Origin of the sequence: Hyunsoonleella sp. 2307UL5-6 (genome assembly GCF_047345485.1) — a bacterium.
Taxonomy (GTDB): domain Bacteria; phylum Bacteroidota; class Bacteroidia; order Flavobacteriales; family Flavobacteriaceae; genus Jejuia.
Genome location: NZ_JBLFEN010000009.1, coordinates 54,839 through 73,682, shown reverse-complemented (window position 1 = coordinate 73,682; position 18,844 = coordinate 54,839). Strand labels below are relative to the sequence as shown.

At 31.4% G+C, this 18,844-nt stretch carries 20 protein-coding genes; 11 read left to right on the top strand and 9 right to left on the bottom strand.

Translation table 11 applies throughout. The features are described 5' to 3' along the window. Window positions 1–52 precede the first annotated feature (52 nt). Window positions 53–1,201, bottom strand: coding sequence for a formylglycine-generating enzyme family protein (locus ACKGJY_RS14470; RefSeq protein WP_413974614.1), 1,149 nt, complete (start codon window positions 1,199–1,201; stop codon window positions 53–55). A gap of 134 nt (window positions 1,202–1,335) precedes the next feature. Here ACKGJY_RS14470 and ACKGJY_RS14465 point away from each other — a divergent pair, with 134 nt between their 5' ends. From ACKGJY_RS14465 to ACKGJY_RS14450, 4 genes are read left to right on the top strand one after another with little or no spacing between them, the layout of a single operon-like run. Beyond that, complete coding sequence (locus tag ACKGJY_RS14465) at window positions 1,336–2,193, top strand: YicC/YloC family endoribonuclease (protein WP_413974613.1); 858 nt, start codon at window positions 1,336–1,338, stop codon at window positions 2,191–2,193. A 44-nt stretch (window positions 2,194–2,237) separates the two neighbouring features. Then, window positions 2,238–2,822 (top strand): guanylate kinase, encoded by a 585-nt coding sequence (gene gmk, locus ACKGJY_RS14460; RefSeq protein ID WP_413974612.1) that lies wholly within the window; start codon window positions 2,238–2,240, stop codon window positions 2,820–2,822. A 7-nt stretch (window positions 2,823–2,829) separates the two neighbouring features. Further along, complete coding sequence (gene nadD / locus ACKGJY_RS14455) at window positions 2,830–3,408, top strand: nicotinate (nicotinamide) nucleotide adenylyltransferase (protein WP_413974611.1); 579 nt, start codon at window positions 2,830–2,832, stop codon at window positions 3,406–3,408. 40 nt (window positions 3,409–3,448) lie between these two features. Continuing rightward, window positions 3,449–4,348 (top strand): sugar phosphate isomerase/epimerase family protein, encoded by a 900-nt coding sequence (locus ACKGJY_RS14450; RefSeq protein WP_413974610.1) that lies wholly within the window; start codon window positions 3,449–3,451, stop codon window positions 4,346–4,348. Between the two features lie 80 nt (window positions 4,349–4,428). Here the strand turns inward: ACKGJY_RS14450 and lysM are convergent, their stop codons facing one another. Both lysM and ACKGJY_RS14440 read right to left on the bottom strand, forming a co-directional pair. Next, window positions 4,429–4,914 (bottom strand): peptidoglycan-binding protein LysM, encoded by a 486-nt coding sequence (lysM, locus tag ACKGJY_RS14445; RefSeq protein WP_413974609.1) that lies wholly within the window; start codon window positions 4,912–4,914, stop codon window positions 4,429–4,431. A 165-nt stretch (window positions 4,915–5,079) separates the two neighbouring features. Then, window positions 5,080–6,021, bottom strand: a complete 942-nt coding sequence (locus ACKGJY_RS14440) for a nicotinic acid mononucleotide adenyltransferase (RefSeq protein WP_413974608.1) — start codon at window positions 6,019–6,021, stop codon at window positions 5,080–5,082. Window positions 6,022–6,150: 129 nt separating this feature from the next. On the opposite strand from ACKGJY_RS14440, the gene ACKGJY_RS14435 reads away from it, so the two are divergent. Beyond that, complete coding sequence (locus ACKGJY_RS14435) at window positions 6,151–7,152, top strand: NAD(P)H-dependent glycerol-3-phosphate dehydrogenase (RefSeq protein WP_413974607.1); 1,002 nt, start codon at window positions 6,151–6,153, stop codon at window positions 7,150–7,152. A gap of 313 nt (window positions 7,153–7,465) precedes the next feature. On the opposite strand, the gene ACKGJY_RS14430 is transcribed toward ACKGJY_RS14435, so the two are convergent. Beyond that, on the bottom strand, window positions 7,466–7,861 hold the full coding sequence (locus ACKGJY_RS14430; protein ID WP_413974606.1) for a hypothetical protein: 396 nt from the start codon (window positions 7,859–7,861) through the stop codon (window positions 7,466–7,468). A gap of 83 nt (window positions 7,862–7,944) precedes the next feature. On the opposite strand from ACKGJY_RS14430, the gene ACKGJY_RS14425 reads away from it, so the two are divergent. The 4 genes from ACKGJY_RS14425 to ACKGJY_RS14410 all read left to right on the top strand — a co-directional run bounded on the left by ACKGJY_RS14425 (window position 7,945) and on the right by ACKGJY_RS14410 (window position 11,880). Then, window positions 7,945–8,670 (top strand): hypothetical protein, encoded by a 726-nt coding sequence (locus ACKGJY_RS14425; RefSeq protein WP_413974605.1) that lies wholly within the window; start codon window positions 7,945–7,947, stop codon window positions 8,668–8,670. A gap of 362 nt (window positions 8,671–9,032) precedes the next feature. Next, window positions 9,033–9,917 carry a sce7726 family protein gene (locus ACKGJY_RS14420; protein WP_413974604.1) on the top strand — a complete coding sequence of 295 codons (885 nt, stop codon included), beginning with the start codon at window positions 9,033–9,035 and terminating at the stop codon, window positions 9,915–9,917. Then, a complete protein-coding gene (locus tag ACKGJY_RS14415) occupies window positions 9,899–10,834 on the top strand; it encodes a sce7725 family protein (protein ID WP_413974603.1) in 936 nt (311 codons plus the stop codon). Before ACKGJY_RS14420 ends, ACKGJY_RS14415 begins: the two co-directional genes overlap by 19 nt. Window positions 10,835–10,836: 2 nt before the next feature. Continuing rightward, a complete protein-coding gene (locus tag ACKGJY_RS14410) occupies window positions 10,837–11,880 on the top strand; it encodes an RES domain-containing protein (protein ID WP_413974602.1) in 1,044 nt (347 codons plus the stop codon). Between the two features lie 220 nt (window positions 11,881–12,100). Here ACKGJY_RS14410 and pheS read toward each other — a convergent pair whose 3' ends face one another. Then, complete coding sequence (gene pheS / locus ACKGJY_RS14405) at window positions 12,101–13,120, bottom strand: phenylalanine--tRNA ligase subunit alpha (protein WP_413974601.1); 1,020 nt, start codon at window positions 13,118–13,120, stop codon at window positions 12,101–12,103. Window positions 13,121–13,436: 316 nt separating this feature from the next. Next, a complete protein-coding gene (locus ACKGJY_RS14400) occupies window positions 13,437–13,793 on the bottom strand; it encodes a hypothetical protein (RefSeq protein WP_413974600.1) in 357 nt (118 codons plus the stop codon). Between the two features lie 119 nt (window positions 13,794–13,912). On the opposite strand from ACKGJY_RS14400, the gene ACKGJY_RS14395 reads away from it, so the two are divergent. Continuing rightward, the gene (locus ACKGJY_RS14395; protein ID WP_413974599.1) at window positions 13,913–14,431 is read left to right on the top strand and encodes a CvpA family protein; all 519 of its coding nucleotides are present in this window, start codon (window positions 13,913–13,915) and stop codon (window positions 14,429–14,431) included. On the opposite strand, the gene ACKGJY_RS14390 is transcribed toward ACKGJY_RS14395, so the two are convergent. Further along, window positions 14,428–15,354: a LysR family transcriptional regulator gene (locus tag ACKGJY_RS14390; protein ID WP_413974598.1), complete on the bottom strand. Its 927-nt coding sequence runs from the start codon at window positions 15,352–15,354 to the stop codon at window positions 14,428–14,430. The two genes, ACKGJY_RS14395 and ACKGJY_RS14390, sit on opposite strands and share 4 nt — an antisense overlap. An 88-nt stretch (window positions 15,355–15,442) precedes the next feature. Here ACKGJY_RS14390 and ACKGJY_RS14385 point away from each other — a divergent pair, with 88 nt between their 5' ends. Further along, window positions 15,443–16,411 carry a sodium-dependent bicarbonate transport family permease gene (locus ACKGJY_RS14385; RefSeq protein ID WP_413974597.1) on the top strand — a complete coding sequence of 323 codons (969 nt, stop codon included), beginning with the start codon at window positions 15,443–15,445 and terminating at the stop codon, window positions 16,409–16,411. 94 nt (window positions 16,412–16,505) lie between these two features. On the opposite strand, the gene can is transcribed toward ACKGJY_RS14385, so the two are convergent. Then, entirely contained in the window at window positions 16,506–17,147 is a 642-nt protein-coding gene (can, locus tag ACKGJY_RS14380; protein WP_413974596.1) for a carbonate dehydratase, read from the bottom strand. 76 nt (window positions 17,148–17,223) lie between these two features. After that, window positions 17,224–18,816, bottom strand: a complete 1,593-nt coding sequence (locus tag ACKGJY_RS14375) for a SulP family inorganic anion transporter (RefSeq protein WP_413974595.1) — start codon at window positions 18,814–18,816, stop codon at window positions 17,224–17,226. Window positions 18,817–18,844 lie beyond the last annotated feature (28 nt).

Below are 18,844 nucleotides of genomic sequence, written 5' to 3'. Positions count from 1 at the left end.
GGTAAACTTAAAGTTTACCTTTTTTTATGTAATTTCATTAAATCATACTATATTACTTCAACAACATATCGGGAGTAACTACAGTTCTAAACCCTACATGTTCTGAAGAAGAATCTATACTATTACCCATTCTAGAAGACACTCTATAACTAGCGCAATAAGAATCGCTACACAAAAAAGAACCACCTTTAATAATTATCTCTTTAATTAATGGATTATTTGGATTAAAGGGTTTGGATGCACCTTTAGGGTTATCTGCAATGTTGCCTGAGGACGTTAGAGTGTTGTAATATTCTAAATTATACCAATCACCTGTTATTTCCCAAACATTACCTGCCATTTCGTATAGTCCAAAAGCGTTTGGTGTATAAGTTTTAACAGGAGCTGTTCTTTCAAATCCATCTTCTAAAGTATTACTTACAGGAAATTCTCCTTCCCAACTATTTACCATTCTAGGCAATTTAAATTTATCATCTCCCCAAAAATAAATAGTGTTTTTTTGTTTACCTCTAGCTGCATATTCCCATTCTGCTTCTGTTGGTAAACGTTTTCCAGCCCATGTACAATATGCTTTAGCGTCTCCATAACTAACATGTACAACAGGGTGATTCATTTTTTCTTTTAAATCACTATTTGGTCCTGCTGGATGCCTCCAATTCGCACCAATTGTCCACCGCCACCATTGTGAAAAATCATATAAATTAGGAACAGAAGATTTTGTTTTTTTAAATAATAAAGAGCCTGGTTTAAGTACACTATCATGTGGTTTTGGTGTACCCTCAGGAACTTGTTTTTTTAATTCTTCCCAATCTAAATCTCTTTCTGCTAATGTTATATAACCTGTTTCGTCTACAAATTTCTTAAAATCGCTATTAGTTACTTCAGTAATATCCATAAAAAACCCACTAACACTAACTGGGTGTTGTGGTTTTTCGTGTTGCATAGCTTCTTTATCCTGTGGTACTGCACCTTGTAAAAAAGTACCTGCTGGCACCCAAACCATACCTTTCGGTGGGTTTGCTATAAGACTATCTATTATTACTTTGTCTATTGCTTTAAATCCTTCTTTTCCCTCTGTTTCAAAATTATCTTTAGGCACTTCACTTGTAGTTATGTTTGCTTCAACTTTATGTTTACAACATAACACGCTAGTTATTATAAAACATATAATAGCACATTGTATCAAATACTTCAATTTCATTAAAATTAAATTTTATCAAAAGTATTTATTAATTGCCGTTAATACTACTGTGTTTCGTACAAAGTGTTTTTTTAACACAATTTTATCCGTTTTCACTGTTTCATAATTACCTTTGTAATTCTAAAATGTTTTGTATGATTTATTCAATGACAGGTTATGGAAAATCTGTTTTACAGTTGCCAACTAAAAAAATAACAATCGAATTAAAATCTCTAAATAGTAAAAATTTAGATTTAAATGCTCGTATGCCCTCAATTTACAGAGAGAAGGAATTAGCTATTAGAAAATCTTTAGCTGATAAATTGGTACGTGGTAAAGTTGATTTTTCAATATTTGTTGAAACCACTGCAGAAGACACATCAACCCAAATAAATACACCCGTTGTAAAACAATATATTTCTCAATTAAAAGCCATTGCAAATACTGATGATGCTAAACTATTGGAAATGGCTGTTAAATTTCCTGATGCACTAAATACGGTAAGAGAAGAAATTGATGATAATGAGTGGCAAGCCATTTCAAAAGGTATTGATTTAGCAATAGAAGATTTACTAAAACACAGATTAAATGAAGGTAAGGTTTTAGAAAAAGATTTTAATAATCGTATTAAAAGTATAGATAAAATTTTAGACGATGTTATTAAAATGGATCCTGAGCGCGTTGAAGGCGTTAGAGAGCGTCTTAAAAAGGGTGTTGCTGAACTTAGAGAAAAATATGATGAAAACCGTTTTGAACAGGAGTTAGTATACTACATTGAAAAATTTGACATTACAGAAGAAAAGGTACGTTTAAAAAATCATCTTAATTATTTTATTGAATCTATAAACTCTAAAGATTCTAACGGAAAAAAGCTTGGGTTTATTAGTCAAGAAATGGGAAGAGAAATAAACACTATAGGCTCTAAAAGTAATTATGCCGCAATGCAGCAATTGGTAGTACAAATGAAAGATGAACTTGAAAAAATTAAGGAACAGTTATTGAATGTTCTATAATTTAATTTGCACCTTTTTGTCTCAGTAAATAGTGAAATGAAAATATGAATACAGATAAAAAACAAGGTAAACTTATTGTGTTTTCGGCACCTTCTGGTTCTGGAAAAACTACTATTGTAAGGCATTTATTAGGTGTTAAAGATTTAGATTTAGAGTTTTCTATATCTGCAACATCACGAGATAAACGCGGACAAGAAATTGATGGGAAGGATTATTATTTCTTAACAACAGAAGCATTTAAATCAAAAATAAAAAACGATGAATTTTTGGAATGGGAAGAAGTATATAGAGATAATTTTTACGGTACTTTAAAAACTGAAGTAGAACGCATTTGGGCATTAGGTAAAAATGTGATTTTTGATATTGATGTTTCAGGCGGGCTACGTATTAAACGCAAATACCCTGATGAAACGTTAGCAATTTTTGTAAAACCCCCAAGTATTGATGCGCTTAAAATAAGACTTAAAAAACGTAAAACAGAAAGCGATGACAAAATAAATATGCGAGTTGCTAAAGCTTCAGCAGAATTAGCTACTGCGCCGTTATTTGACACAATTATTGTTAATGATACTTTAAAACAAGCACTTTTGGAGGCCGAAGATACCGTTAGTAAGTTTATTAATTCTTAAGTATTTTATGAAGATTGGTTTGTTTTTTGGTTCTTTTAACCCGATACATATTGGGCATTTAGTTATTGGAAATCATATAGCAGAATATAGTGATTTAGACCAAATTTGGTTTGTAGTAACCCCACATAATCCTTTTAAAAAGAAAAGCTCTTTATTAGATAATTATCAACGGCTAGAAATGGTTTATAGAGCAACTAAAGACTACATTAAACTAAAACCTAGCGACATTGAATTTAATTTACCACAACCTAATTACACTATAAATACACTAACATATTTACAAGAGAAACATCCTGATTATGAATTTGCCTTAATAATGGGAGAGGATAATTTAAAAAGCTTTCATAAATGGAAAAATTATGAGCTTATTTTAAAGAGGCATCATATTTATGTGTATCCAAGGATTTCTAAAAATACTATTGAAACTCAATTTCATAACCATAAAAACATTCATTTTACAGATGCGCCCATTATGCAATTGTCTTCTACATTAATACGAAAGTCCATAAAAGAAGGAAAAAATATTCAACCTATGTTACCACAACATGTTTGGGAATATCTGGATGAGATGAATTTTTATAAATAATCAATAATTGTTAATTTAAACTACTTAAAACGTCTCTATTTTGAAAAAATCAAGAAGAACCTTTCTACAAAATATAGCATTAACACCTTTTATCTTAGGTGCAGGAAATTTAATGGCATGTTCTAATAACAAACACCCTGAAAAAAAGAGTAGAATGCAATATAGTGTTAACGCCTATTCTTTTAATACGGAGTTGAGAAATGGGGAGATGACTTTTTTTGATATGATGGAATTTGCTGCAAATATTGGTTTAGATGCTGTAGATATAACAGGGTATTATTTTTCTTCGTATCCGCAAACACCAAACAATAAAGATCTTTTTGCTCTAAAAAGAAAGGCTCTAGGATTGGGTTTAGATATCCCTTGGACTGGTGTAAGAAATAATTTTGTAACTCCCGACACTACTGCTCGAAATACTGATAAGGCTTTAATAAAAGACTGGTTAGAAGTATCCTCAAAACTAGGTGCTACAATCATGAGGGTGTTTACAGGTAAAAATAAAAGTAAAAATATCTCAATAGATGAGATAAAAGAATGGCTAGTTGAAGATTATAAAACGTGTGCCAAATATGGAGAAGAACATGGAGTAATAGTAGGTTTACAAAATCATGATGAATTTTTATTTACTGGCGAAGACATCATTGATATCATTAAACGCGTAAATTCTGATTGGTTTGGTCTTGTTTTAGATTGTGGTAGCTTACCATCTGATGACCCATACTCAGAAATTGAAAAACTTGTACCCTATGCTAATTATTGTTTTGTAAAAGAACATGTAAAAACAAAAAACAGTAAAAAAGTACCTGCTGATTTAACAAAAATTGCAACCATATTAAAAAAACAAAACTACCAAGGTTATGTAGCTTTTGAAAGTCTTTCTGAAGGAGATCCAAAAGAAATCATTGCAGATATGTATACTACCTTTAAAGCAGTCCTTTAATCTCTTAATATTTTTAAATAAAAAAAGAGCTAATTTAAAAAACTAGCTCTTTTTACGTAACATAAATTATGTAGGTAATTTTAGTCTAAGGCAGGAATACGCAATACTTGTCCGGGATAAATTTTATCAGGATCGGTAAGCATTGGCTTATTCGCTTCAAATATTACTGGGTACTTCATAGCATTCCCGTAATACGTTTTTGCTATTTTACCTAAAGTGTCTCCGCTAGCTACGGTATGAAACTGTGCCTCTGGAGCAACATTTTCAACCGTCATCTGGTCATCAACAAAAGCAATGCCGTTAGAGTTACCCACTACTAAAACTACTTTTTCTTTAGTAGCTTGATCGTAAGCAGCACCACTAACTGTAGCAGTTTCATCGTCTATAAATACACTTAGGTTTTCAACTTGTAATTGTAAATCGGTAATAGTCTCTTCTAAATTTTTTGCAGCAACTTCTTCTAATTTTAATTCTTTTGCAGTAGCATCAGCAGCTTCTTCTGCATCCGTTTTGCCAATACCAAATACCTTTGCTCCTGCATTTTTAATAAATGAAAATAATCCCATGTTAATTAGTTTAAGGGTTAATAATTTGTTTTAGTTTTTAAAGCTACACATTTTTTAGACACAATAATAACTCAAACGTCACATATATTTATCTTAAAACAGAAACCGCTTAAAGTATAGTACTTTAAACGGTTTCTAAACTAAATAACCAACCAAAATCTTATCTTAAACCCTAGAGTTTTCTCTCGGGTTTTCTATACGTTCTTTTTTAAATTTACGTTTCTTTACTTTACTATCACCAGTTTTTCCTTTTGTATTATCAGTCTTTAAATACTGTATATATCCTCTACCTTCAAATTCATATATCGTTTCTGATGATGGATGAAACAACTCTATCGTTCTGTCATTTATAACGGTCAATTCAAAAAATTCATTGTCAAAGAAATCATAATCTAATGTTAAAGTTTTTAAATTCAAATTACCTGCCACATCACCAACTCCATAAACACCTGTATAATCCCAAATTAAATTATTAGCATTTGTACCAAAACTGTCTTGCGAGCTTCTAAACGTAGCATCGTTTCCACCGGCTAAAAATTGTAAATAATTTTCGTTGTCAAACTCATTTAATGCTCCTATATCACTGGTATAAATCTTTTCCCAAGCCTCATACTCTTGTAAGAAATAATGAATATTATCATAAAACACAAAATCGTAATCAAAATTTCCACGCTGGTAGCCTTCTAAAAAATACGAGGTATCTGTGGTTGGGTTGTAAAGCTCTATGGTTTTATTATCTTCAATAAAAACATCAAAAGTTACAAATCCATCAATATCATGATTTACATCTAAAATCATATCTGCAGCATTATAACTAGCCACGTCAATCCCAAATCCATCACCATTGCTCCCAATACCTACTAAATTATTATTAGCAAATAAAGTTCCATTTACAAAGGATACCGTAAACGCTTTTTGTAAAAAAGGAATTTCGCCAAAACCTACAGTCTCATTAATATCTACATACCAAAGGTCATGAGAATTTAATACTTGGTTTACGTTAATTATCGGTTGCTCTACAAAGTCATCAACAATAACTTCTGTATAACAAGACGTAAACAGTGTTGTTACAAACACTAAGCTTAAAAGTAATTTTACAGTCTTCATAATCATTCATTTTAGGGTTTCTGTTTATAGATATCCAAACAGCGTGCCAAAAAAAATCTGAAAACATTGTATATCCTCAATTCTTCCATATTTTATGTACTTTTGAAATAGAAAAAAATTAGCTAGTATATGAGTAAACCTTTAAAATATGCTGTTTTTGGAGCAGGAAGTTGGGCTACAGCAATTGTAAAAATGCTTAGTGAAAACTTAGATGAAATTGGTTGGTACATGCGTAGTGCGTATACTAAAGAGCATTTATTAAGGGAACAACACAATCCTAACTATTTAAGTTCGGTAGAGTTTCATTTAGAACAGTTAAAACTTAGTAACGATATTAACGAAATGGCAGCTTGGGCCGATGTGTTAATTTTTGTAATCCCTTCTGCATTTATTCATACCGAACTAGAAAAACTTACAACAGATATATCTAAAAAAACTGTAGTTTCAGCCGTAAAAGGTATAGTTCCAGAATCTGGATTATTATTAGGCGAACATATAAATGAACATTACAAAGTACCATTTAAAAATATTGCAGTAATCGCAGGACCATGTCATGCAGAAGAGGTAGCGCTAGAGCGTTTATCGTACCTCACTATCTCCTGTTGGGACGCTAAAAAGGCGCAATACATTGCAGATAGTTTGTCTAGCGACTACATTAAAACTAAAATAAGTGACGATGTTATAGGTATAGAATACGGCGTAATGCTTAAAAATATTTACGCTATTGCTGCCGGAATTGCGCATGGTTTAGGCTATGGCGATAATTTTCAAAGTATTTTAATGAGTAACGCCATTAGAGAAATGAAACGGTACATAAAAAAGGTACATAAAACAAAACGCAACATTAATAACTCTGCGTATTTGGGTGATTTATTAGTAACAGGTTACTCCACATTTTCTAGAAACCGCATGTTTGGTAATATGATTGGTAAAGGCTACACTGTAAAATCTGCACAAATGGAAATGAGTATGGTAGCCGAAGGCTATTACGCCACAAAAAGTGCATACCACATTAATAAAGACAACGAAAAACAAGCACAAACACCCATAATTGATGCTGTTTACACCATACTTTACGAAAATAAAAACCCCAAAAAAGTATTTAAAAAACTAACCGATTTATTGGATTAACTATCACTTAGAATAATTTTAATAATTTTTTAAATAATATCAACACGTTGGGCGCCTGCCTACCTGCGGTATCGCAGGCAGGTTACCCTCATAAAGTCGGGTCAGGCTATCCACTATATCTTTTTAATACATCATTGCTACTAATTAGCAAAGTACTAATCCAATTACATAAAAGTCTTACCTAAAGTGTATTACAACTTATATTAAAAAGGATGCCGTTTCTATCCTTAACGCGGGCTTATCCGCCAATATCACCTCTTAAAACAAAGGAGTTTACTTGTTTATATAAAGAGATTTCTTTTTTAAAAACATTTTACTTCACCAAAACACCTTTAGCGTCAAGTAAAGGCAAAGGTTGCAACGCTTTTAAATTAATCGTATTTTTTCTAAATACAAAGGTTTTATCAAACATGGTATTGCCTTCAAAAAAAGATACTTTAAAACTATTATTCAACGCAAACAGCGCCTCTTGCATTAATTCAATTTTAGCATAACTCTTTGCGGGTAGTTTATCTATACGCTTTCTAAACGTAGCTGTTTTTTTTGTTTCAGAATACCCCTCAGATACTATAATTACTAGCTCTAAATCTACATCTTTATCATTAATAATATAAGCATTCCAATCTTGAGCTTTATAAATTTTATTATACTCGTTTACAACGGCAATATAAACGCCATCTACTTTTGGTATCTCAATATCTTTTTTCACAACTTGTATTTTAAGTTGTAAAAATAATCTATTTCTAAAAGTTTATGTAATTTTCCAAAATACAGATTTACACCTCTACAATTATGAAAACCGCTGCACACTCTAAACTCTTTGTATTCATACTTTTTTTAAGTTATTTTACTTTTAATAGCAACGCACAATCTTCAAAAAACGTAGAGCGTATTGTAAAAAAAGTTGAAGCTGCTATGGGTGGCGTAACCAACTATAACAATACAAAATTTATAAAATGGGATTTTGCAAAACGTGTATTGTATTGGAATAAATGGACAGGCGATGTACGTATAGAAAGCCCAAAAGACACACTAACTATTTTAGTAAATGTAAATACTTTAAAAGGAAAAGCCTTTAAAGGCAAACAACCTGTTACTAACCAAGCAACACTAAAAAAACTGTTACAAAAAGGTAAAAACTGGTGGATAAACGATTCCTATTGGTTAGTAATGCCTTGGAAATTACAAGATCCTGGCGTAACCCTAGCATACAAAAAAACCGAAACGCTAAAAAATGGAAATACAGCCGATGTATTACAACTTACCTTTAACGCTGTTGGTGTTACACCACAAAACAAATATTACGTGTATGTAGACCAAACGGATAATTTAATAAAGCAATGGGCATTTTTTACAAATTTTAATGATGAAACACCAAGATTTACGATGCCGTGGGATAATTACCAAAACGTAGGCACTATTTTATTATCCTTTAACCGTAGCGAATTTGGCCCTACAAATGTAGTTGTAAAACAAGCGTTTAATGAAAAGCTATTTACCGATGTGGTGTATGAGTAATACTATGTTATAAAGCAAACGCTGAGTATCGTTTATGTTTTAAGCGTTAATATTAATAGAGTTATCAGTTCTGTAGATGTTGAGTGATTTTAAGGAATGAAAAAACGTATAGAGAACCTACTCTAGTGTCATGTAAATCACAATTTGGTAGTTATAATTTTAAAAATTTTATCACTTGACTTTGTCAGAAAAAATCGATAACTTCGTTTAACTTCGGATATAAGTCACCTATGCTGAACTTGTTTCAGTATTAAAACGGACGTATATCTGATGATACGTTGGCAATAATTACGACTAACTCTAAATCAACAATAAAAATTAAGCTTAAAGCGATAATTTAAATTTTGTAACTTTGCTTTTAAATGGAAATAGTAACCGAAATAAGTAAAATACGTAGTTTATCACAAATCATTTCGCTATCAAATTTTAAAAAAATTGTGCGAGAAGACGACTGTTATTCAACATTTTACAAAATAAAAAAATATACAACGGTAACAGATTCTACCACCAACCTTGACGCAATAAATGTTATATATAATTCGCTTTTAAAAAATTATAAGAATGAGTATGTTTATAAAAATATACTTACAAATAAATTGCTTCTAAAAAAGTATAGTTTAAAAAATACAATAGCATTAAACGAATTCAATATTGGAAAGTCAATTGCAGACTTTGTTTTATTGAACGGAGAAGCAAGAGTTTACGAAATAAAAACAGAACTTGATAGTCTTGAAAAATTAAATACACAAGTATTAGACTACTGCAAATTTGGAGACAAAGTTTACATAGTAACTAGCTCAAAACACATAAATAAATTAATTGGGTTTTATGATAATTCTACAATTGGAATCATTGAATTAACATCAAGAAACGCTCTGAAGACAATAAAGGAAGCCACAAGTAATAAGGCTACTTTTAATTACGAAACATTGTTTAAAACCTTGAGAAAACAGGAATATTTAGATATAATTGAGGAATACTTCAACTTTGTGCCAGAAGTTTCTAATACAAGAATTTTCAAAGAGTGTTTAGCACTAGCGAAAAAAATTGAAATTTCTTTGTTTCAAAAACTAGTAGTTAAGAAACTCAAATCTAGAAACATTTCTAATCCAAAAAAAATTCAAGAAAAGGCGATTCCAGAGAGTTTAAAACATATTTGTTATTCATTAGATTTTTCAAAAAATGACTACGAAAAACTAGATACATTTCTTAATCAAAAAAGCAAAATATGTATTTCCCATATTTAAGAGGCAAACAATTTGAATTAATTGCCTTAAGAGAATTGTGTTCTATTTTTCCGCAGGAATTAAATAAAATCTCCCCAATTATTGAACCTGTTAAAGTTTCGAGCACAATAAAAACTACTCTAGCTGAATTCGTAAATCGAAACGCAAATTTCAACTTAATAATAAATCCGAGAGTTGGAGATTTAGAAGGACAATACAAAAGAATTATTGAAATAATTACTTCTTCAATTCCAGCAGAATATAACAACTACCAACTAGCTGTTATTGTTGACACTAAAACTGAAAGAAACCTTGGAACATTAATTGAGTTTGTAAATGCGTTAGATTTAAATTATAACGGAATCACATTAATACACGAAACAGAAATAAACAGCCAAAATATTGAGGTTTTAAATAATCGGTTGAACATAGTTTATAATGTTATTTATTTTCAAAAAACCAGTCGAAGGTATTATCGTGAATTTGAAGCCAACACACTCGTTAGTCTTGATGATTATTTTATAGAACAATCTAGGAATGCAGACTATTTGAACCAAGAAAGTGATTTTTCAAAAGAATATAGATTTTATATTCAAGATGGATTTGTTGGATTTTCAGATTTCCTAACAATTGGTGATAATTATTCAGAATCAGGATTTTTACCAAGAGCAGTAGCAATTCATTTGAGTTATTTAGAAAATAATCAAATTAGAGTAAAACATTTTGTTTCTGACTCTAATGAAGATGTGGCAGATATTGGTGGTAAATTTTCAGAAGCAATTAATAAATTAGTTATTTGGTGCGATCAAAATAATTTAAATACATCTGCAATAAACGTATTTCGAGATTTACAACAAAGAGGTCATTTCCCAGGTTTAGGTACTTTGAAAAAACTATCTATAATGAATCATATAGAATTAGTAATTAATAACATTTAATTATGAACTGTTGCGTTAATTGCTTTACAAGTTCATATCTAATTAGTATTATTAATGGTGATGACAGAACTGGAACTTGTGATTTTTGTAGTACTGAAAACACATCTATTTATTCAGCAAGAGAACTATCAGATTTTTTTAGAAATATACTTTCACTTTACGTTCCAGACGAAAATTCCGTTTTACAAATTTCTGAATCATTAAGAGAAGATTTTAATATTATTAGTGAAATTGTCACAAGTCCAACTAATCTTTTGAAAGCCATTTTTGAAGATGAGATGGATGATTTGAGGGAATTATTTGAAAACAATGTTTCTTTTCAAAATAAATCTCTACTAGAAGTTGAATCTCATAATTTACACAATATATGGAATGATTTTAAAAAAGAAATAAAATTTGAGAATCGTTATCATATTCAGAATACAATTGATTTAAAAAAATTAAAAACATATTTCCTTCACGAAAGCTTTTATAAAAAAATTAAAAAAGGCAGAATATTTTTTAGATGCAGAGTTTCAGACAAAAACGGTTTTTCTTACGAAAAGATGGGAAATCCACCAACACCAGAATTAGCTTCAGCAGGAAGAGCTAATCCAAAAGGGATTTCATATTTGTATATTGCTGATAGTCCTGAAACCTCAATGTATGAGACTAGAGCTTCACTTTTTGACTATGTGACCGTTGGCGAATTTAAATTAAAAGAAGATATTAAAGTATTGAACCTTCGAAACCCAAAAGACGACCCAATGTATTGGTCAGAATTTGAAGAAATAGAAAATTATCTAATTTATATTCCTTTCATACAGACTCTACAAAAGGAATTGTCTTTACCAATTAGAAAAAGAGACAAAATTCTAGATTATATTCCTACTCAATACATATCAGAATTTATTAAATCTTTAGGGTTTGATGGTGTGGAATATCAAAGTTCATTGAATTCTGATGGTTATAACATTGCAATTTTTAATCCTAGAAAATTAGAGTGTTTTAAAACCAATGTTTACGAGATAAAAGATATCAAATTAACACACGGAAAAATAAAATAACTATTGCCAACAATATATATAGCAAATTGGGCGATTGTTGTTTAATCGAAAAGTTGTTGTCTATTTGCTAAGTCGCCAAATTTTTTGATTTGGTATTAAAAGAGAAAAATTAAAACAAAATAAAAAGATTTGACTTGTTGCTTAACCGATAATAATCGCTTATTTATTGCCCAACATGCATATATATACTTAACGTTAAACGAACACCCCAAATCACCTATTACAAAGCACTCTTAAACTGCTCTAAAAACCTAACATCATTCTCACTTAGTAAACGAATATCACTAATTTGGTGTAGTAATAAAGCAATACGGTCTATACCCATACCAAAGGCAAAACCAGAGTATTCTTTAGAGTCTATACCGCAATTTTCTAACACATTAGGATCTACCATACCACAGCCCATAATTTCTAACCAGCCGGTTCCTTTAGTCATTTTATAATCGGTCTCGGTTTCTAAACCCCAATACACATCTACCTCTGCACTTGGCTCTGTAAACGGGAAATAACTTGGGCGTAACCGTATTTTACTTTTCCCAAACATTTCTGTGGTAAAGTGTTGTAGTGTTTGTTTTAAATCTGCAAAACTCACATCTTTATCAATATACAAGCCTTCTACTTGGTGGAAAAAACAGTGCGAACGTGCCGATATTGCTTCGTTTCTATATACACGCCCCGGAGAAATGGTTCTAATAGGTGGCTTGTTATTTTCCATGTATCGCACTTGTACAGAACTAGTGTGTGTACGCAATAATACATCAGGGTTGGTTTGTATAAAAAACGTATCCTGCATGTCGCGTGCAGGGTGATGCTCTGGTAAATTTAATGCTGTAAAGTTATGCCAATCGTCTTCAATTTCAGGGCCTTCGCTGACGTTAAAACCTATGCGAGAAAAAATTTCTATGATTTGATTTTTAACGATTGAAATCGGGTGTCGCGCTCCTATTGCAATGGGTTGCCCTGGACGAGATAAATCGCCATATACACCCTTTACTTCCTCTTTATCTTCAAGTTCGTTCTTTAAGGTGTTTACCTTGTCTTCAGCAGTTTTTTTAAGCTTATTAATGGTTTGACCAAATTCCTTTTTCTGGTCGTTTGCCACATTTTTAAACTCGGCAAAATATTGATTTAATAGTCCTTTTTTACCTAAATATTTTATACGAAATGCTTCTACCTCTTCTTTAGTTTGCGCTTTAAACGCTTCGGCTTCGGCAATAAGTTCTTGTATTTTATCTATCATGATGACTTGAAAATGTTGGCAAATTTAATCAAATTATCTTCATATTTAGGAGGAACTTAGTAAGTAATACCTAAAAATTGAGATTTATAATGGCTTTGGCTGGCAGCTGCGTTAGGGATTGCAGCGGTATCCTTTTTAATGCTGGGTAGGTATTAAGCTGGTTTTTGAACTATAATTTAAGAGATTGCCACGTCGCTAACTTCTCGCAATGACGCATTAAAAAGATATAGCGGAAAGCCCGACCCTTTAGGGTAACGCCCAAATTCTCGATACAATTTTGATAAAAAAATCAAAATCACTAGAAGTGACATGTAGTTTAATGGATATATTGAGTTTCTAAAAAGTAATTTACAATTGCTTCTTTCATTAAAACCGATTGTTCTCCTGCTTTTAAATGTGGTAAGGCTTCTAGTGTTTTGTAATGTGGCCAGCCTTCATCATCCACAAAATCGAGCTCATAATACCCATAAGGACTTAGCAATTTACAAATGGCAATATGCATAAGGTCTAACTTTTGGTCTTTTTTAAAAGCTCTATTAAGCTGCCCTAGCTCTTGCACACCTATAAGATATATAATAGCATCTAGGTCTAAAACATCGCCATCGGCAAATTGATTGGATAGTTTTTTTACCACCAATTCCCAGCGTTCTTTTAATGTTTCGTCTCTAGCCATAGGTTTAGCTTATTTGTGTATTATGTTACTACTATAAAAATTAAGATTAATTACCTTAAAGTTGCAAAGTTACTAAACCTAAATATGAGTATTATTCTATATTTGTTTAAATTTAGCGTATGGCAATTATAGATATTATTTTAGGAGCGTTGATTTTATTTGGACTTATTCGCGGGTTTATGAAAGGGCTTTTTGTAGAGGTAGCATCTCTAGTTGCTTTAGTTGCTGGGGTATATGGCGCCATACATTTTAGCAATTTTGCGGCAGAATTTTTAATGGAAAAGGTATCTTGGGATGAAAAATATATTAACATAGTGGCCTTTGCAATAACCTTTATTGTTATTGTTTTTGCTATTGCACTAGCCGGAAAAGCGCTTACTAAACTTGCTAATTTTGCGGCTTTAGGGATTATTAATAAACTACTTGGTGGTGTTTTTGGAGCACTAAAAATTGGTGTTATTTTAAGTGTAATTGTTATGGTGTTTGATAGCTTAAATAATACGATTCCCTTTACTAGTGATGAGGATTTAGAAGATTCTATATTATATGAACCTGTAAAATCTTTAGCACCTAGAATTTTTCCTAACCTTTTAAAAAAGGATAACGATACTGATGATGCAGCTGCAACAATTGTTTAATACTGCTCCATCCACTTAAAATAGTCGTTATACACCTTATCTTTTTCTTGCCTTACATAGTCTAAAAAAGCGGTTGCTACTGGTGATAAATTCTTTTTCTTTAGCCAAATGAGTTTCCATTGCGATTCTAACGGGAGGCCTTTTACAGGAATTATTTTAAGTTCGTTTTGCGATAATTCGTTTTTAATACCTAGTAAGGATACGATAGACATCCCGATATCTGCAATTACAGCTTGTGTTATGGCTTCGTTGGTGGTTAATTCTAACTTTACTTTTGGTTTAATATGCTCTTCTGCAAAAAACTCTTGCATGGTAAAACGTGTTCCAGAACCTTCCTCACGATATATTAAGGGAATTCTATTAAATATGGATTTATCTTCAACTTTTTTAAGATCTAAATCATGACTAGAGGCTGCCACTAAGTGCAATTTATTAATCATAATAGGCTCTTCGTTTAAATCTAAATGCTTTGGACTGATAGTTACTAAAGAGAAATCTACCTCGTTTTGTTCTAAATCTTTAATCACATTTGTTTTGTTGGATACATCTAAAACCAAATCAATCTGTGGGTGTTGTTTTAAAAATCCATTTAAAAAATAAGGCATTACATAATTACCAGTAGATACTACAGAAATTCTAAGCTTACCAGACAGTAAGCCTTTAAAAGCCTCGGTTCTATATTCTATGGTGCCCACTTGGTTTAAAATAGATTCTGCTATTTCATAAATTTCCATCCCAAAATTTGTAACATACAACTGTCTTCCTAATACCTCTGTAAGTGGAATATCAAACTGATCTTGAAAATTTTTAAGCTGTATTGATGCCGCAGGTTGTGTCATATTTAACTCTTCTGCAGCTTTAGTGATGCTTTTGTTTTCAACAATAACACTAAACACTTTTAATTGATGCAATGTAAAATTCATAAATAATATTTATGCTTTAAATAACAAATTTAAATAAAAATATATGAATATGCTAGTGTAGATTTGCACCCGAATTAAAACCAAACTTATGAATATTGATATACTTATTAGCAATTTAACCAACCCAGTACTTTTGTTTTTTTTACTTGGTATTATTGCTACTTCTTTAAAAAGTGATTTGAAAATTCCTGAAAATTCCTCGAAATTTATTTCACTTTATTTACTATTCGCTATTGGATTTAAAGGCGGACAAGAGTTATCGCACAGTGAGTTTAACGCAGAGATTTTATACTCTATTATTTTTGCAATACTACTGTCTAGCATAGTACCTATTTATACGTTTTTTGCACTTAAGAAAAAAGTAGGCGTACCAAATGCAGGTGCTATTGCTGCAGCTTATGGCTCGGTAAGTGCCGTAACCTTTGTAACAGCTGTCTCTTTTTTAGAAAATCAAGGTATTAGCTTTGGCGGTCATATGGTTGCTATAATGGCCATAATGGAATCTCCAGCCATCATTGTTGGTGTTATTTTAATTATGCTATACGATGCAGATAAAAAATCTGGCGAAAAAAAATCAATAGGTGCTTTAATTAAACACTCACTTACTGGCGGAAGCGTATTAATGCTTATAGGTAGTTTAGTTATTGGATTAATTGCCGATGCTACCCAAGCTAGAGGTATAGAGCCTTTTACAACCGATATTTTTAAAGGCTTTTTATCATTATTTTTATTAGAAATGGGCATGGTAACCGCAAAACGAATTAAAGGCTTTAAACAGTATGGTTTCTTTTTATTTGCCTTCGGAATCATCGTCCCGCTAATAAATGGATTAATAGTAGCTTACCTAAGTGGTTTTATCACTAATAGCGACGGAAACAGATTATTATTTGCCATATTAGGTGCAGGTGCTTCATATATCGCTGTTCCTGCAACCATGAAACTTGCAGAACCTAGAGCAGATGCGGGTATCTATATCCCCATGGCATTGGGTATAACCTTCCCATTTAATATCACTTTAGGTTTACCTATTTACTACGCCTTTATTCAAATGACATAAATTGAAAAAGAAAATTGAATCAAAAAAAGCCATCACGTTTTATATGTAGATGGCTTTTTAAATACTGCTTAATAAGGTGTGTTTTTACAAGACTTTAATCTAAATCTAAAGTAAAAATATCATCCAAATGTTGTGCACTATCCATTGATACTTTTAAATCGTGAATAATTCCATCTTTTAAATCATACACCCAACCATGTACCTCTAGTCCTCGATCGTCTTTCCAAGCTTGTTGTACTATAGATGTTTTGGCTAAATCGTACACTTGCGCCTTTACGTTTAACTCTACAAGTCTATCAAAACGCTCTTTATCATCATCTATTTTTTTAAGCTCTGTTTTATTGTCTTTATACACCTCTTTAATGTTTCTTACCCATTTATTGATAAGCCCTAAAGATTTGTTTTGCATTGCAGCTGCAACACCACCGCAACCATAATGACCACAAACAATAACATGCTTTACACCTAAATGATTAACAGCATAATCTAAAACGCTTAACATGTTCATATCTGTGTGTACCACCATGTTTGCAATATTTCGGTGTACAAATAGTTCACCAGGATGTGTTCCTGTAATTTCATTGGCTGGCACTCTACTATCTGCACAACCTATCCAAAGTACTGGTGGCTTTTGTCCTTTAGATAAATCCTCAAAATAATTTTCGTCTTTCTCGGTCATCTCTTTTACCCAATCCTTATTATTGGCTAATAATTGATTATAATATGTATTTTTCATAATTATGTTTTATTTAATTTAGTTAAGATACCTTTAATTTATACAATTTACATTTTTTTAATAACACTTTAAACAACTAGTGTTTGGGCTTATTAAGTTTAAAAAACTCTATATAACTCTCGGGATTTTCAACAACACCTCTTTCAGACACTAATTTTATGTCTATATGTCGCTCTTTTGCCTTAAAAGCAAAATCTTCAAGAATTTCGATAATATCATTATCTAAATACCTTGTTTTTCTTACATCTAATTCTAAAAATGAATTTGGCGATAAGCTATCTAACTCCTTTAATATAGCACCTTTATTAAAGAAAGTAACTTCCTCAGCTAAAGTCATTTTTACTTTTCCATCATCTACATCTTCACCTTCTTTATGTAAAAAGTGAGAGTTTTGGAAACTCTTAATTAATATTACAATTATACCTATAGCCAATCCTAATCCTATTCCTAACAATAAATCTCCAGTAATTACCATAGGTAGTACCGTTGCCATAAAAGGTAGCCACTGTTTCCAGCCCAAACTAAACATTTTTTTAAATGTAGATGGCTTTGCTAATTTAAAACCTACTATAAACAATACTGCCGCCAAAACTGCTAATGGAATGTTATTTAATATTTTAGGGATTAAAATAACTGATATTAATAAGAAAAATCCATGAATAATTGCAGACATTTTAGATCTACCACCAGATTGAATATTAGCTGAACTTCTTACAATTACTTGTGTAATTGGCAAACCTCCAATCATACCAGACAAGATATTACCTGTTCCTTGTGCAAATAGTTCTCTATTAGTAGGTGTTACATTTTTATGCGGATCTAGTTTATCTGTAGCTTCAACACAAAGTAAGGTCTCGAGTGAAGCAACTAAAGCTATTGTAAAACCAGTTAACCAAATTTCTGGTTTTACAATAACTGCAAAATTTGGAAAACTAAACTGTCCTTTAAAACTATCTAAACTATCGGGTACTGGTACAGAAACTAATTGATCATCTATAAGCCCCATTGCACTATCTTTAGTAATCATATAAAAGATGATACCTACTACAACAGCCACCAAAGGCCCTTGAACTAACTGAAATATCTTCCCTTTTTTTGAGAGTACGTTAGACCATAGTAGCAATATCCCTATAGATATAACGCCAATTATTGTAGCACCCACACTTATATTTCCACTTAATAACGCATTTATATCATTTAAAAAACCAGATAATAAATTATTCCATTCTACTTTAAGGAAATCAATACTCCCTTCAACATTTGCATCCATGCCAAAAAAGAATCTTATCTGTTTTAAAATAATAATAATTCCTATACCCGTTAGCATACCTTTTATCACAGAAGAAGGAAAAAAATATCCAATAATTCCTAAACGCAAAACACCAAATAAAAGCTGAATAACCCCACCAATAACAACAGCTAACAAAAAATTCTGGTAACCTAAAGAAGTAATTGCAGATAAAACTATTGCCGCTAAACCTGCAGCAGGACCACTAACTCCAATTTTTGAACCACTTATGACTCCTACAACAATTCCACCTATAATACCAGCAATAAGGCCAGAAAATAATGGCGCACCACTAGCTAAAGCGATACCTAGGCATAATGGTAGCGCAACAAAAAATACAACAATACTTGCAGGAAGATCGTTCTTTAAATATTTAAACATAAAACAAAAAATTTAAAACCATTACCAA